The sequence below is a fragment of the Geobacillus sp. 46C-IIa genome (assembly GCF_014679505.1).
Taxonomy (GTDB): domain Bacteria; phylum Bacillota; class Bacilli; order Bacillales; family Anoxybacillaceae; genus Geobacillus.
Window position 1 is genome coordinate 3511724 of the sequence record NZ_CP061474.1, and the last position, 15607, is coordinate 3527330.

The window sequence follows — 15607 nt, forward strand, 5'->3', positions numbered from 1 at the left end:
TAGCGCGTCCATGAACCGGAGCGGTATCTCCGGAACAACGCCAAGGCGCAAGATGCGGCCGCGCGCCCCCGTGCAGCCGCTGCGGGGGAGGAAGCGGTGTGCCGCCGCGATGTCTCTTGCTGTCAGCACCGCGGCATTGGCCGCCGTGAATTTAGCGGATGTGACGCACGTTCATTTTTCAGACATACACATAGATAGGGGGATAGGAACATGGACGTCAAAACGATCATGGTCGTCGGCGCCGGACAAATGGGATCGGGCATCGCTCAAGTATGCGCCGTCGCCGGCTATGACGTGCTTTTATATGATATTAGCGAAGCGCAATTGGACAAAGGAATTCAAAACATCGAAAAACTGCTCGCCCGTCAAGTGGAAAAAGGGAAAATGGCGGCGGCGGACAAAGATGCGGCGCTGTCGCGGCTTTCCCGCTCCACCGACTTGCGCGCTGCCGTCAACGCTGATCTTGTCATCGAAGCGGTCGTTGAAAACATGGACGTGAAAACGAAGCTGTTTGCCGAATTGGACGAAATCGCCCGCCCGGAAACGATTTTGGCGTCGAACACGTCGTCGCTTCCGATTACGGAAATCGCAGCGGCGACGAAGCGCCCGGAGAAAGTGATCGGCATGCACTTTATGAATCCGGTGCCCGTCATGAAGCTGGTGGAAATCATCCGCGGCTTAGCGACGGCCGATGACGTGTACGAGACGATTGAAGCGGTCACTCGGACGCTCGGCAAAGTGCCGGTGGAAGTGAACGACTTTCCGGGCTTTATTTCCAACCGCGTCCTCATGCCGATGATTAACGAAGCGATTTACGCCTTGTACGAAGGGGTAGCGACCAAAGAGGCGATCGATGAAGTGATGAAACTGGGCATGAACCATCCGATGGGGCCGCTCACGCTCGCTGACTTTATCGGACTGGATACGTGCTTATACATTATGGAAACGCTTCATGAAGGGTTCGGCGATGACAAGTACCGCCCGTGCCCGCTGTTGCGCAAATACGTCAAGGCTGGCTGGCTGGGCCGCAAGACAGGACGCGGATTTTACACGTACGAGTAAGCGGGTCAAAGCAACATTGACGAGCAACATGACAAAGGGGGATGTCCCGTGCAATTTCGGTTTACGGAAGAACAAGAAATGATGCGGCAAATGGTGCGCGAATTCGCGGCGGCGGAAATCGCCCCGTTTGTCGAGCGCATGGAGCAAGGCGAATTTCCGCGTCCGATTTTAACGAAAATGGCCGAGCTCGGTCTGATGGGGATCACCGTTCCGGAAGAGTACGGTGGCGCGGGCATGGATTTTGTTTCATATATTATCGCCATCCACGAAATTTCCAAAGTGAGCCCGACGGTCGGTGTCATTTTATCGGTGCACACGTCAGTCGGCACAAACCCGATTTTGTATTTCGGCACGGAAGACCAGAAACAAAAATACGTGACGAAACTTGCCCGCGGCGATTTTTTAGGGGCGTTTTGCCTCACCGAACCGAGCGCCGGCTCGGACGCGAAAAGCTTAAAAACGAGAGCGGTGCGCCGCGGCGATACGTACGTATTAAACGGCTCGAAAATTTTCATCACCAACGGCGGAGAAGCGGACACATACATCGTGTTCGCCCGCACGAATCCAGAGGAAACCGGCAGCCGCGGCATTTCCGCGTTTATCGTTGAAAAAGGAACGCCGGGGATGGCGATCGGCAAAGACGAAAAGAAAATGGGGCTGCACGGCTCGCGGACGGTGACGGTTACGTTTGAAGACGCCGAGGTGCCGGCGGAAAACTTGCTCGGCCAAGAAGGGGAAGGATTTAAAATCGCCATGGCCAACCTTGATGTCGGCCGGATCGGCATCGCCGCCCAAGCGCTCGGCATCGCGGAAGCCGCGGTCGAACACGCTGTGGCCTATGCGAAAGAGCGGGTGCAGTTCGGCAAACCGATCGCTGAGCAGCAAGGCGTCGCCTTTAAGCTTGCCGATATGGCGACGGCGGCGGAAGCGGCGAAATGGCTCGTCTACCGCGCCGCCTGGCTGCGCGCCCAAGGATTGCCGTGCGGCAAAGAAGCGTCGATGGCCAAACTGTTTGCCTCGCAAACGGCGATGGATAACGCCATTGAAGCAGTGCAAATTTTCGGCGGCAATGGGTATACGAAAGACTACCCGGTCGAGCGGCTGTTCCGCGATGCGAAAATTACGCAGATTTACGAAGGGACGAGCGAAATCCAGCGCATTGTCATCAGCAAGCAGCTGACCAAACAGTAACAAGGGGAAGAGGATGTTTATATAAAACGGGGGAATGAAGCGATGAACTTTCAATTGAGCGAAGAACATGAAATGCTGCGAAAAATGGTGCGCGAATTTGCCGAAAACGAAGTGGCGCCAACCGCCGCTGAGCGCGATGAGGAAGAGCGGTTTGACCGCGGCATTTTCAACAAAATGGCCGAGCTCGGCTTAACGGGCATCCCGTGGCCGGAAGAGTACGGCGGCATCGGCAGCGATTATTTGGCGTATGTCATCGCCGTTGAGGAGCTGTCGCGCGTCTGCGCCTCAACCGGAGTGACGCTTTCCGCCCATATTTCGCTCGCGAGCTGGCCGATTTACAAGTTCGGCACGGAAGAGCAAAAGCAGAAGTATTTGCGCGCTTTAGCGACCGGAGAAAAGCTCGGGGCGTACGGACTGTCCGAGCCGGGGGCGGGGTCTGACGTCGCCTCGATGAAAACGCGCGCCATCAAAGACGGCGACCATTACGTGTTAAACGGGTCGAAAGTATGGATCACGAACGGCGGCGAGGCGGAAATTTATGTCGTCTTTGCCGTCACCGATCCGGAAAAGCGGCATAAAGGGATCAGCGCTTTTATCGTTGAAAAAGGGACGCCGGGCTTTTCGATCGGCAAAAAAGAAAAGAAACTCGGCATCCGTTCATCGCCGACGACCGAGCTCATTTTTGAAGATTGCCGCATCCCGAAAGAAAACTTGCTCGGCCAAGAGGGAGAAGGATTTAAAATCGCGATGATGACGTTAGACGGCGGCCGCAACGGCATCGCCGCCCAAGCAGTCGGCATCGCCCAAGGGGCGCTCGATGCCGCCATTGACTACGCGAAACAGCGCGTCCAATTCGGCAAACCGATCGCTGAGCAACAAGGTGTCGGCTTTAAGCTCGCTGATATGGCGACGGCCATTGAAGCGGCGCGGCTCTTAACATACCAAGCGGCATGGCTTGAGTCAAACGGCTTGCCGTACGGCAAAGCATCGGCGATGGCCAAACTGTTTGCCGGCGACACGGCGATGAAAGTGACGGTCGATGCAGTGCAAATTTTTGGCGGCAACGGCTATACGAAAGACTATCCGGTTGAACGGTTTATGCGCGATGCGAAAATTACGCAAATTTACGAAGGAACACAAGAAATTCAGCGCCTCGTCATTTCGCGCATGTTGACGCGCGATTAAACGCTGCGCGTCAACTCATTCGTGTTGACGCGCGATTGATGGCCGCAGTGCTTGGTTGCGCGAATCGCGGCAGCCGTTTCAAGGAAAGCGCGCGGCCTCTCGCTGTGCGGCTGCGCGGGTCATGGCAGTGATTTTGGGGATGTGCCGTGCGGGTCATGGCGATGATTTCAACCGTATGCCGCACGACAGATCCCGCTCCGCGGCGCGAACGGGAAGCTGTGCGAGGCGCCAGCCTAGCTGCTAAACGGGAATGGGGGAGAGGAATCTGCATGAAAAAACGGGAAGTGATCGCATCGGTCAAAGATGAGAAGCTCGTGAAAAAACGGCGCAACGAAATGATTAAAGGCGCCATTTCCCTTTTTAAACAAAAAGGCTTCCACCAAACGACGACGAGGGAAATCGCCAAAGCGTCCGGGTTTAGCATCGGCACGCTGTATGAGTACATTCGCAAAAAGGAAGATGTCTTGTATTTAGTGTGCGACCGCATTTACGACGAGGTGCGGGAGCGGACGGAACAAGACCTTGGCGATCATCATGGCACGATTGAAGGGCTGCGGCGCGCGATCGCCCACTATTTTCGCGTCGTTGATGAACTCGATGACGAAGTGCTCGTCATGTATCAAGAGCTGAAGGCGTTAAGCAAAGAGTCGCTCCCGTACGTTCTCAATAAAGAGCTCGAGATGACGGCCATTTTTGAGCATATTTTGCGCGCATGCGTCGAAAGTGGAGCGCTGCAGCTTTCCGAAGGCGAGATTCGCCTCTTTGCCCACAACATTATCGTGCTTGGGCAAATGTGGGCGTTCCGCCGTTGGGCGCTGCGGAAAATGTATACGCTCGAAGAATACATTGAATGGCAGACCGAGTTTTTATTAAAGGGGATTATGGAGAAACAGCAAGTTTGAACAAAGGGGGAGAGACGATGGCGCATATTTATCGTCCGAAGCATCACGTCCGCTTTGTGACAGCGTCGAGCTTGTTCGACGGCCATGACGCGTCCATCAACATTATGCGCCGCATTTTGCAGGCGAGCGGCGCTGAAGTCATTCATTTAGGCCATAACCGCTCCGTCGAAGAAATCGTCAATGCGGCCATCCAAGAGGATGTGCAAGGCATTGCCGTTTCTTCCTACCAAGGCGGCCACATGGAATTTTTTAAATATATGTATGATTTGCTGCAAGAGCGGGGGGCGTCCCATATTCGCATTTACGGCGGCGGGGGAGGCGTCATCATCCCGCGCGAAATCAAGGAATTGCATGAATACGGAATCGCCCGCATTTTCTCGCCTGAAGACGGCCGCACCCTCGGTCTGCAAGGGATGATTAATGTGATGCTTGAAGAGTGCGATTTTCCGACCGTGACTGCCGTGACCGATGAAATCGAACGGCTCCAAACCGGCGATGTGCAAGCCGTGGCCCGGCTCATCACGCTGTGCGAATACCGCGCCGAGGCAGGACAGGAGGCGGCCGCTGCGGCTGAAGCGGCCATCGAGCAAGTGAAGGCGATGGAACAACGCGTGCCGGTGCTCGGGATTACCGGTACGGGCGGAGCCGGGAAAAGCTCGCTCACCGATGAGCTCGTCCGCCGCTTTTTAAATGAAATTCCTGAGATCAAGATCGCCATTTTATCCGTCGATCCGACGAAACAAAAAACGGGCGGGGCGCTGTTAGGCGACCGAATTCGGATGAATACCATCCATTCGCCGCGCGTCTATATGCGGAGCCTAGCGACGCGCCATTCCCGCTCCGAGCTGTCGCCGGCGATCCGCGACGCCATTTCGGTCGTCAAAGCGGCCGGTTTTGATCTCGTCATTATTGAAACGAGCGGGATCGGCCAAGGCGATGCCGCCATTACAGAAGTGTGCGACGTTTCGATGTACGTGATGACAAGCGAGTTCGGGGCGCCGACGCAGCTTGAGAAAATCGATATGATCGATTATGCTGATTTGATCGCCATTAACAAATTTGAGCGCAAAGGGTCGGAAGATGCGAGGCGGCAAGTGCAAAAACAATATCAGCGCAGCCGTCAGCTGTTTGACCGCGATGTGTCGGAAATGCCGGTGTACGGCACGATCGCCAGCCAGTTTAACGACCCGGGCACGAATACGCTCTTTGTTGCCCTCGTCGATACGCTCAACCGGAAAACAGGAACGAACTGGAAGACAAATTTAAAAACGGTGGCCAACGTTGAAAAGCATAATGTGATCATTCCGAACGAGCGCCGCTATTATTTGCGCGAAATCGCTGAGACGGTGCGCTCGTACCACCGCCGCGCCGAACAGCAGGCGGAGATTGCGCGCCGCCTGTTCCAAATCGAAGGGGCGATCGAAGCGGCAAACGAGCGCGGCGAGGCTGAGGACGTCATCCGCGCGCTCGAGATGCTCAAGGCCGATTACGAGGCGAAGCTGACGCCGGAATCGAAACACATTTTGGCGACGTGGGAAGAAACGAAAGCGAAATACGCGGCCAAGCAATTCGTGACGAAAGTGCGCGGCAAAGAAATCGTCACTGAGCTGACGACAAAAACGTTGTCCGGCTTGGACATTCCGAAAGTGATCTTGCCGAAGTTTAAAGATTACGGAGAAATTTTGCGCTGGGTGTATAAAGAAAACGTTCCTGGCTCGTTCCCGTATACGGCCGGCGTCTTCCCGTTCAAGCGCCAAGGGGAAGACCCGAAGCGCCAGTTTGCCGGCGAAGGGACGCCGGAGCGAACAAACCGCCGCTTTCACTACTTATGCAAAGAAGACAAAGCGAAGCGGCTCAGCACGGCGTTTGACTCGGTGACGCTCTACGGCGAAGATCCGGACTACCGGCCGGATATTTTCGGCAAAGTCGGCGAAAGCGGCGTCAGTGTTTGTACGCTCGATGACATGAAAAAACTGTATAAAGGGTTTGACTTGTGCGATCCGCTCACCTCGGTGTCGATGACGATCAACGGTCCGGCTCCGATTTTGCTGGCGATGTTTATGAACACCGCCATCGACCAGCAAGTCGAAAAGCGGGAACAAGAGCTCGGCCGCCCGCTTACCACGGAAGAGTATGAACAAGTGAAAGCCGCGACGCTGCAAACGGTGCGCGGCACGGTGCAGGCCGACATTTTAAAAGAAGACCAAGGGCAAAATACGTGCATTTTCTCCACCGATTTTGCCTTGAAAATGATGGGCGACATTCAAGAATATTTCATTAAGCACCGCGTCCGCAACTATTATTCTGTGTCAATTTCCGGCTACCATATTGCCGAGGCTGGAGCGAATCCGATCACCCAGCTGGCGTTCACGCTCGCCAACGGCTTTACGTACGTCGAATATTATTTAAGCCGCGGCATGCATATTGATGATTTCGCGCCGAACTTGTCGTTTTTCTTCAGCAACGGCCTCGATCCGGAATATTCGGTGATCGGCCGTGTCGCCCGCCGCATTTGGGCGGTCGTCATGCGCGAAAAATACGGCGCCAACGAACGAAGCCAAAAGCTGAAATACCATATTCAAACGTCCGGACGTTCGCTCCACGCCCAAGAAATCGATTTTAACGACATCCGCACGACATTGCAGGCGTTGTTGGCGATTTACGACAACTGCAACTCGCTCCATACGAATGCCTATGACGAAGCGATCACGACGCCGACCGAGGAGTCGGTCCGTCGGGCGATGGCCATCCAGCTCATTATTACAAAAGAGTTTGGCCTCGCGAAAAACGAAAATCCGCTTCAAGGATCGTTCATTATTGAAGAACTTACCGACCTTGTCGAAGAAGCCGTCTTGCAAGAGTTCGAGCGGTTAAATGACCGCGGCGGCGTGCTCGGGGCGATGGAAATGCAGTATCAACGCGGCAAAATTCAAGACGAATCGCTTTACTACGAGACGAAAAAACATAGCGGGGAACTGCCGATTATCGGCGTGAATACGTTCCTAAATCCGAACCCGCCGTCGGAAGATGAGCTGAACAATCTTGAACTTGCCCGGGCGACGTATGAAGAAAAAGAGCTGCAGATTCACAATTTGCGTGAATTCCAAGCGCGGAACAAAGACAAAGCCGGCCCGGCGCTTGAGCGCCTAAAACAGGTGGCGGTCAGCGGCGGCAACATTTTCGAAGAATTGATGGAAACGGTCAAAGTCGCGAGCCTCGGGCAAATTACCCGCGCGTTGTACGAAGTCGGCGGGCAATACCGGCGGAATATGTAAAACGAGCATTCGCTCGCCTCGGCCGGCGGCGGTGATCCGCCTCCTTGATTGGCATGAGGCAACTATATATACTTCTTCGCTCGCCTCGGCCAAAGCAGGAAAGCTGATTTGAAGAGAATGGCTGTCATTGGATGGCTATGTCGAAAAGAGGGCCGCCTCCGCTATAGGGCGGTTCTCTTTTTGCTTTTTTCGCTAAATAGCTAGCATAAACGCCGGCAATTTGTTTATAATGAATGGTATGTATTCCACTTGCATTCATTTGTTTCATTATATAGAAGGGGAGTGCTGAATTTGAGCCTGCAGCAGCAATACTCGCCAGGGGAATTGCAGGAGATGTCGTTCGTCGAGTTGGCGAACCTCATTTTGCTTGATAAGCGGGAGGCGCTGCCGTTTGACCAAATCGTCCGCGAGGTAGCGGCATTGACCGGCGCAGCGGAGGATGACATCGCCGCGCGGCTTGCCCAGTATTACACCGATTTAAACATCGACGGACGGTTTATTTGCGTTGGGGAAAACGTCTGGGGACTGCGCGCATGGTATCCGTTTGACCAGACGGAAGATGAAACGGTGACGATTGTCAAACCGAAGAAGAAGAAAAAAGCGCTTGATGACGAATACGACGATTACGAAGAGCTGCTTGACGAAGAGGACCTTGATTACGACGATCTTGACGAATACGATGAGGAAGAGCTGGAAATCGACGATGAAGAGCTGATTGAAGACGAGGAGTTCGACCTTGACGAAGAAGTCGATTTTGAAGACGACATGCTCGACGAGGAAGAGTTTGAACTCGACGAAGAGCCGCTCGACGAAGAACTCGATCTCGAGGAGCCGGAGGAAGACGAATAACCGCTTGACTTTGCCGGGGGAACTCGGTACAATGTGTGTTGGGCTCTTGAAAAACGGATGAATGGAATCATCGCTCCCTTACGTGTGGTAAGCGGAGCGTTTTTTATTTGCGCCTTTCGCAAACACTGAAACTGTTACTGTAATTTCGGCAAGGGGGAAGACAAGATGACGAAGTATATTTTTGTGACAGGCGGTGTCGTTTCTTCGCTAGGAAAAGGAATTACGGCCGCGTCGCTCGGGCGGCTGTTGAAAAACCGCGGCTTGAACGTGACGATCCAAAAGTTTGACCCGTATATTAACGTCGACCCAGGGACCATGAGCCCGTACCAGCACGGCGAAGTGTTTGTCACTGATGACGGTGCAGAAACGGATTTGGATTTAGGGCATTATGAGCGGTTCATTGATATTAACTTGAACAAATACAGCAACGTCACCACCGGAAAAATTTATTCCGCCGTCATCCGCAAAGAGCGGCGCGGCGACTACTTAGGCGGCACGGTGCAAGTCATTCCGCACATTACAAACGAGATTAAAGAGCGCGTCTTCCGCGCCGGGAAGGAGACGAACGCCGATGTCGTCATTACGGAGATCGGCGGCACCGTCGGCGACATTGAGTCGCTCCCGTTTTTGGAGGCCATCCGCCAAATCAAAAGCGATGTCGGCCGCGAAAATGTCATGTACATTCATTGTACGCTCGTGCCGTACATTAAGGCGGCTGGGGAAATGAAAACGAAGCCGACGCAGCATAGCGTGAAAGAGCTGCGCAGCCTTGGCATTCAGCCGAACATCATCGTCGTGCGCACGGAAATGCCGATGCCGCAAGAAATGAAAGACAAAATCGCCCTCTTTTGCGACATCGACCCGAAAGCGGTCATCGAATCGCGCGATGCGGATACGCTGTATGCCGTGCCGCTCATGCTGCAGGAGCAAAAGCTCGACCAAATCGTCTGTGAACATTTACGCCTCAACTGCCGCGAAGCGGACATGACCGAATGGAAAGCGCTCGTTGAGAAAGTGCGCAACTTATCGAAAACGACGAAAATCGCCCTCGTCGGCAAATACGTCGAGCTGCCCGACGCTTACATCTCGGTCGTTGAAGCGCTCCGCCATGCCGGCTATGCGTTTGATACAGACATTGACATCCGATGGGTCAACGCGGAACATGTGACGCGCGATAATGTGGCCGAGCTGTTGAAAGAGGCTGACGGCATTCTCGTTCCGGGCGGGTTTGGCGACCGCGGCGTCGAAGGAAAAATTGAGGCGATCCGCTACGCCCGCGAACAGTGCGTGCCGTTTTTAGGCATTTGCTTAGGGATGCAGCTTGCGTCGATCGAATTCGCCCGTCATGTCGTCGGCCTTGCCGGCGCCCATTCGGCGGAGTTTGACCCGAACACGCCGCATCCGATCATCGACTTGCTTCCGGAACAAAAAGATGTCGAAGATTTAGGCGGCACGCTCCGTCTCGGCTTGTACCCGTGCAAGCTGCAAGAAGGGACGCTCGCCCACGCTGCGTACGGTGATGAGGTCATTTACGAACGGCATCGCCATCGGTACGAATTCAATAACCAGTACCGCCATTTACTGGAAGAGCACGGCTTTGTCTTCTCCGGCACGAGCCCAGACGGGCGGCTCGTCGAGGTGATCGAGCTGAAAGACCATCCGTGGTTTGTCGCCGCGCAGTTCCATCCGGAATTTACTTCCCGTCCGACGCGGCCGCAGCCGCTCTTCCGCGAATTTGTCAAAGCGTCGTTAAAACAATGACGGAAAAACGGTGTCCGGCAAACGGACACCGTTTTTTGATAGCTTCATCCGGTAGACGCACCTGCCTTCACGGCGGCGGTTACTCGTACTCCTCCAAAATTTCGTCAAGCAACACCAGCAGCCCATAGTAGATGAACGAAGCGGCAACGACCGTCGGCATGGCGATGCGGCGGCCGTCTTCGGTCGGCACGAGCGGGCGGGAGAGCTTGCTGTCGATATGGACGGCGGCGATATCCGCTAATCCTGGTTCGTCTTTGACAAGCGTCGAGACAGCGACCGTATCAACGCTGTTCGCTTGCAGCTGCTCGACGAGACGGATCGCCTCTTTGTCGTTGGAAAAGTGGGCGAACACAAGCGCCCGATCCGTTCCGTTCCAGTCATCGGCCGCCCCCGGTTCGAGGCGCGCCGCTTTTGGCAGCGGATCCGGCCCAAGAAGGGCGGCAGCAACGACCGCATCGAGCTCGCCTGTTCCATACAGCCAAATGCGCCCGTTGCTAATGGCCGCCTGGGCGAGCAAGCGCGCTCCGTCTTCGAGCGCCAGTTCTTCATCGGCGGCGATTTTTTGCAACAGTCCGATCGTTTGTGTCGTCAAAATTTTCATCGTTCGGCCTCCTTTCGCCGTTATTATACAAAATCCGCAAATGGCAAGAAAAGCAAGCAGGAAATACGTTCGGGAAATGCGAAACATTAATAGGGAGAAAAAAGGGAATAGAGGTGCATAACCGTGGGAAACAAAATTTTAATTGTCGACGACCAGTATGGCATCCGCATTTTGTTAAACGAAGTGTTTCAGCGGGAAGGGTATGTGACATATCAGGCGGCTAACGGCATGCAGGCGCTTGAAATCGTTCGCAAACACCATCCCGACCTTGTGCTTCTCGATATGAAAATTCCCGGCATGGACGGTATTGAAATTTTAAAGCGGTTAAAAGACATCGACCCGGATAGTAAAGTGATCATCATGACGGCGTATGGCGAGCTCGATATGATCCAGGAAACAAAAGAGCTCGGAGCGCTGATGCATTTTGCCAAGCCGTTTGATATCGATGATTTGCGCGCTGCCGTCAAAAAATATATTTCCTTGTAAAGGCTCTTTTCAGCTGCCTGTGCAACGTTAGGAGAATGAAGAAGGGAAATGTTGCTGTTTTGCCGGCAAGTTGGTATGCTTATAACGTAGATGTATTTTGCGCCTGTGGGCCTACGTTCCGCCATGGCGACAAAGACGACGATCAGCTAAGGAGGATGTAACCATGCCGTTAGTATCGATGAAAGAGATGCTCAACGAGGCGCTGCGCGGCAAATACGCGGTCGGCCAATTTAACATTAACAACTTGGAATGGACGCAAGCCATTTTAGCGGCGGCCGAAGAAGAAAAATCGCCGGTCATTCTCGGCGTTTCCGAAGGAGCGGCTCGCTATATGGGCGGGTTTAAAACGGTCGTCAACATGGTGAAAGGCTTAATGGAAGACATGAACATTACAGTTCCTGTCGCCATTCACCTCGACCATGGCTCGAGCTTTGAAAAATGTAAAGCGGCAATCGACGCCGGGTTCACCTCGGTCATGATTGACGCCTCCCATCATCCATTTGAAGAGAACGTCCGCATCACCTCGCAAGTCGTTGAATACGCCCATGCGCGCGGCGTCTCCGTTGAGGCTGAGCTCGGCATCGTCGGCGGGCAAGAAGACGACGTCGTCGGTGAAGACGTCATTTACGCCGATCCGAAAGAATGTGAAGAGCTTGTCAAGCGGACAGGCATCGACTGCCTTGCTCCGGCGCTCGGTTCCGTGCACGGCCCGTACAAAGGGGAGCCGAAACTCGGGTTTGCCGAGATGGAACAAATCCGCGATTTAACCGGCATTCCACTCGTGCTTCACGGCGGCACCGGCATCCCGACTGAGCAAATCCAGCGCGCGATTTCCCTTGGCACATCGAAAATCAATGTCAATACAGAAAACCAAATGGCGTTCACGAAAGTCGTCCGCGAGCTGCTCGCAAAAGATCCGAACGTTTATGACCCGCGCAAAATCATCGGCCCGGGCCGCGATGCGATCAAAGCGACGGTCATCGGCAAAATGCGCGAGTTCGGTTCGTCCGGAAAAGCAGCACAATAACAGGCAAACGGCAAGATCGGCCGAGCAGGCGGCTTTCGGCCGCCGCCCGGGCTTGCCCGCTTGCGGCCAAACAACGATAAGGAGGGTCACTAATGAAATTTTTTATTGATACAGCCAATTTAGAGGAGATTAAACACGCCCATGAACTCGGTATTTTGGCCGGCGTAACGACCAACCCGAGCTTAGTGGCGAAAGAAAACGTCTCGTTCCATGACCGGTTGCGCGAAATTACGTCGATCGTCTCCGGTTCGGTCAGCGCGGAAGTCATTTCAACCGATGCGGCCGGCATGATCGAAGAAGGCGAGGAGCTGGCGAAAATCGCTCCAAACATCACGATTAAAGTGCCGATGACGCCTGAAGGGTTAAAAGCGGTAAAAACGTTCAGCGAAAAAGGCATCAAAACGAACGTCACGCTCGTGTTTACCGCCAACCAGGCGCTGTTGGCTGCGCGCGCCGGCGCGACGTACGTCTCTCCGTTCCTCGGCCGCCTCGATGATATAGGCCATAACGGCTTAGAGCTTATTTCCACCATCGCTGATATTTTCAACATTCATGGCATTGAAACAGAAATCATCGCGGCTTCGATCCGCCACCCGCTCCATGTGACAGAAGCGGCTTTGCGCGGGGCGCATATTGCCACTGTCCCATACAAAGTGCTCATGCAATTGTTTAACCATCCGCTCACTGACCAAGGGATCGAGAAGTTTCTCGCCGACTGGAATCGGCAACAATGAAAATAGGCCGTTTGCCTCCTAGGTTAAGCGGGCTCACCCGACCGCGTTCGGGCCGGGGAGTCGAGCCCGCCCGGCCGCTTTCTCGTTCCTAGGGGTGAAGCCAACTTCCGAGCAAAGAAGGGAGACGACGATGGATAAAATGAAAATTATCGGCGGGGATCGGCTGCGGGGGACGATCAAAGTGAGCGGCGCGAAAAACAGCGCGGTCGCCTTGATTCCCGCGGCGATTTTAGCCGATTCGCCGGTGACGATCGAAGGGTTGCCGGACATTTCCGACGTGCGCATTTTAGGAAGCTTGATCGAGGAGATCGGCGGTTCGTTTTCGTTTGACGGCAAAGAGGCGGTCATCGACCCGACGAACATGGTTTCCATGCCGCTTCCGAACGGAAAAGTGAAAAAACTGCGCGCCTCGTACTATTTGATGGGAGCGATGCTTGGCCGGTTCAAAAAAGCGGTCGTCGGCCTGCCGGGCGGCTGCCATCTTGGGCCGCGCCCGATCGACCAGCACATTAAAGGGTTTGAGGCGCTCGGTGCAACGGTAACGAACGAGCAGGGCGCCATTTATTTGCGCGCTGAGGAGCTCCGCGGGGCCCGCATTTTTTTGGACGTCGTCAGCGTCGGTGCGACGATCAACATTATGCTGGCGGCGGTGCGCGCCAAAGGGCGGACGATTATCGAAAACGCCGCGAAAGAGCCGGAAATCATCGATGTAGCGACATTGCTTTCGAACATGGGCGCAAAAATTAAAGGCGCGGGCACCGATGTCATCCGCATCGACGGCGTCGAAAAATTATCGGGCTGCCGCCACGCCATCATCCCGGACCGGATTGAAGCCGGTACGTATATGATCGCCGCCGCGGCGATCGGCAGCGAAGTCGTCGTCGACAACGTCATCCCGCAGCACGTCGAATCGCTGACGGCGAAGTTGCGTGAAATGGGCGTGCACGTTGAGACAGGCGCGGATCAAATTTTGATTCGCGGCTCCGATGTTTTGAAAGCGGTTGACGTCAAAACGCTCGTCTACCCGGGGTTTCCGACTGATTTGCAGCAGCCGTTTACCGCTTTGTTGACGAAAGCGAACGGCACGAGCGTCGTCACCGATACGATTTACAGCGCGCGCTTCAAACATATCGACGAATTGCGGCGCATGAACGCGAACGTGAAAGTCGAAGGCCGCTCAGCCATTATCACCGGTCCGGTCAGGCTGCAAGGGGCAAAAGTGAAAGCGAGCGACTTGCGCGCCGGGGCGGCGCTCGTTATCGCCGGGCTCATGGCCGAAGGAGTGACGGAAATTACCGGCGTCGAGCATATCGACCGCGGCTACAGCGGGTTAGTTGAAAAGCTGTCTGAGATCGGCGCTACGATTTGGCGCGAAAAAATGACGGATGAGGAAATTGAGCAGGTGAAAAACGCTTGACGTCTGGCAAGTAAAGGGGAAGGGGAGAACGACAATGGAACGAAGCTTGTCGATGGAACTTGTGCGCGTCACGGAAGCAGCCGCGCTTGCCGCGGCCCGCTGGATGGGGCGCGGAAAAAAGAATGAGGCTGACGACGCAGCGACATCGGCGATGCGCGATGTATTTGACACTGTGCCGATGAAAGGGACGGTCGTCATCGGCGAAGGGGAAATGGATGAAGCGCCGATGCTGTATATTGGAGAAAAGCTTGGCAACGGCTACGGCCCGCGCGTCGATGTCGCCGTCGATCCGCTTGAGGGGACGAACATTGTCGCTTCCGGGGGCTGGAATGCGCTGGCTGTCGTCGCCGTCGCTGACCACGGCCATTTGCTCCATGCGCCGGATATGTACATGGAAAAAATTGCTGTTGGTCCGGAAGCGGTCGGCATGATTGATATCGAAGCGCCGATCATCGACAATTTAAAAGCGGTGGCGAAAGCGAAAAACAAAGACATTGAAGATGTGGTCGCCATTGTCCTCAACCGTCCGCGCCACGAACGGCTCATCCAAGAGCTGCGTGAGGCTGGTGCGCGCATTAAGCTCATTAATGACGGTGATGTCGCCGCCGCCATTAACACGGCGTTTGACCATACCGGCGTCGACATTTTATTCGGCTCAGGCGGCGCACCAGAAGGGGTGCTCGCGGCCGTTGCGTTAAAGTGCCTTGGCGGCGAACTGCAAGGGAAACTGCTGCCGCAAAATGACGCCGAACTTGAGCGGTGCAAACAAATGGGGATCGACGTGAACAAAGTGTTGCGCATGGACGACTTAGTGAAAGGGGACGACGCCATTTTTGCCGCCACCGGCGTCACGGATGGCGAGCTGCTGCGCGGCGTGCAGCTGAAAGGGGCATACGGCCTCACCCACTCGGTCGTCATGCGCGCCAAATCCGGCACTGTCCGCTTCATTGAGGGGCGGCATAGCTTGAAGAAAAAACCGAACTTAGTCATTAAGTAACGCCCCTTATCCGGCTTGGCGTCGGCGCCGGCTTCCGGGGCCGCGCCTGGCTCGGAAAAGCAAAAAAAGATTGATTAAAAATAGGAAAAAAGGGTAAAATAGTCGTGTTACCTGTGCAAA

At 54.7% G+C, this 15607-nt stretch carries 13 protein-coding genes; 12 read left to right on the top strand and 1 reads right to left on the bottom strand.

Features of this window, described 5'->3' with window-relative positions; all coding sequences use genetic code 11:
* Nucleotides 1–210: 210 nt before the first annotated feature.
* The 7 genes from IC803_RS17675 (at nt 211) to IC803_RS17705 (ending at nt 10225) form a co-directional block, all read left to right on the top strand.
* Nucleotides 211–1062, top strand: a complete 852-nt coding sequence (locus tag IC803_RS17675; RefSeq protein WP_081207888.1) for a 3-hydroxybutyryl-CoA dehydrogenase — start codon at nt 211–213, stop codon at nt 1060–1062.
* A gap of 48 nt (nt 1063–1110) precedes the next feature.
* Nucleotides 1111–2253 carry an acyl-CoA dehydrogenase gene (locus IC803_RS17680; protein ID WP_081207887.1) on the top strand — a complete coding sequence of 381 codons (1143 nt, stop codon included), beginning with the start codon at nt 1111–1113 and terminating at the stop codon, nt 2251–2253.
* A 42-nt stretch (nt 2254–2295) separates the two neighbouring features.
* Entirely contained in the window at nt 2296–3438 is a 1143-nt protein-coding gene (locus tag IC803_RS17685) for an acyl-CoA dehydrogenase (protein WP_081207886.1), read from the top strand.
* Nucleotides 3439–3707: 269 nt separating this feature from the next.
* Nucleotides 3708–4340 (top strand): TetR/AcrR family transcriptional regulator, encoded by a 633-nt coding sequence (locus IC803_RS17690; RefSeq protein WP_081207885.1) that lies wholly within the window; start codon nt 3708–3710, stop codon nt 4338–4340.
* 17 nt (nt 4341–4357) lie between these two features.
* Nucleotides 4358–7615 carry a fused isobutyryl-CoA mutase/GTPase IcmF gene (gene icmF / locus IC803_RS17695; protein WP_081207884.1) on the top strand — a complete coding sequence of 1086 codons (3258 nt, stop codon included), beginning with the start codon at nt 4358–4360 and terminating at the stop codon, nt 7613–7615.
* 291 nt (nt 7616–7906) lie between these two features.
* On the top strand, nt 7907–8464 hold the full coding sequence (rpoE, locus tag IC803_RS17700) for a DNA-directed RNA polymerase subunit delta (protein WP_081207883.1): 558 nt from the start codon (nt 7907–7909) through the stop codon (nt 8462–8464).
* A gap of 165 nt (nt 8465–8629) precedes the next feature.
* Nucleotides 8630–10225, top strand: a complete 1596-nt coding sequence (locus IC803_RS17705; protein WP_081207882.1) for a CTP synthase — start codon at nt 8630–8632, stop codon at nt 10223–10225.
* A gap of 79 nt (nt 10226–10304) precedes the next feature.
* Here IC803_RS17705 and IC803_RS17710 read toward each other — a convergent pair whose 3' ends face one another.
* Nucleotides 10305–10826 carry a DUF2529 domain-containing protein gene (locus tag IC803_RS17710; protein ID WP_081207881.1) on the bottom strand — a complete coding sequence of 174 codons (522 nt, stop codon included), beginning with the start codon at nt 10824–10826 and terminating at the stop codon, nt 10305–10307.
* A gap of 123 nt (nt 10827–10949) precedes the next feature.
* Between IC803_RS17710 and IC803_RS17715 the strand changes: the two genes are divergently transcribed.
* The 5 genes from IC803_RS17715 (at nt 10950) to glpX (ending at nt 15487) form a co-directional block, all read left to right on the top strand.
* Entirely contained in the window at nt 10950–11312 is a 363-nt protein-coding gene (locus tag IC803_RS17715; RefSeq protein WP_081207880.1) for a response regulator, read from the top strand.
* 163 nt (nt 11313–11475) lie between these two features.
* Nucleotides 11476–12339 carry a class II fructose-bisphosphate aldolase gene (locus tag IC803_RS17720; RefSeq protein ID WP_063167177.1) on the top strand — a complete coding sequence of 288 codons (864 nt, stop codon included), beginning with the start codon at nt 11476–11478 and terminating at the stop codon, nt 12337–12339.
* Nucleotides 12340–12431: 92 nt separating this feature from the next.
* On the top strand, nt 12432–13073 hold the full coding sequence (gene fsa / locus IC803_RS17725) for a fructose-6-phosphate aldolase (RefSeq protein WP_081207879.1): 642 nt from the start codon (nt 12432–12434) through the stop codon (nt 13071–13073).
* Between the two features lie 130 nt (nt 13074–13203).
* Nucleotides 13204–14490, top strand: coding sequence for a UDP-N-acetylglucosamine 1-carboxyvinyltransferase (locus IC803_RS17730; protein WP_081207878.1), 1287 nt, complete (start codon nt 13204–13206; stop codon nt 14488–14490).
* Between the two features lie 34 nt (nt 14491–14524).
* Nucleotides 14525–15487, top strand: a complete 963-nt coding sequence (gene glpX / locus IC803_RS17735; RefSeq protein WP_011888409.1) for a class II fructose-bisphosphatase — start codon at nt 14525–14527, stop codon at nt 15485–15487.
* Nucleotides 15488–15607 lie beyond the last annotated feature (120 nt).

Coding starts and splice junctions, on each gene's coding strand:
- IC803_RS17675 (WP_081207888.1), top strand. CDS start 211: ATGGACGTCAAAACGATCATGGTCGTCGGCGCCGGACAAATGGGATCG.
- IC803_RS17685 (WP_081207886.1), top strand. CDS start 2,296: ATGAACTTTCAATTGAGCGAAGAACATGAAATGCTGCGAAAAATGGTG.
- IC803_RS17690 (WP_081207885.1), top strand. CDS start 3,708: ATGAAAAAACGGGAAGTGATCGCATCGGTCAAAGATGAGAAGCTCGTG.
- icmF (WP_081207884.1), top strand. CDS start 4,358: ATGGCGCATATTTATCGTCCGAAGCATCACGTCCGCTTTGTGACAGCG.
- IC803_RS17705 (WP_081207882.1), top strand. CDS start 8,630: ATGACGAAGTATATTTTTGTGACAGGCGGTGTCGTTTCTTCGCTAGGA.
- IC803_RS17710 (WP_081207881.1), bottom strand. CDS start 10,826: ATGAAAATTTTGACGACACAAACGATCGGACTGTTGCAAAAAATCGCC.
- IC803_RS17720 (WP_063167177.1), top strand. CDS start 11,476: ATGCCGTTAGTATCGATGAAAGAGATGCTCAACGAGGCGCTGCGCGGC.
- fsa (WP_081207879.1), top strand. CDS start 12,432: ATGAAATTTTTTATTGATACAGCCAATTTAGAGGAGATTAAACACGCC.
- IC803_RS17730 (WP_081207878.1), top strand. CDS start 13,204: ATGGATAAAATGAAAATTATCGGCGGGGATCGGCTGCGGGGGACGATC.
- glpX (WP_011888409.1), top strand. CDS start 14,525: ATGGAACGAAGCTTGTCGATGGAACTTGTGCGCGTCACGGAAGCAGCC.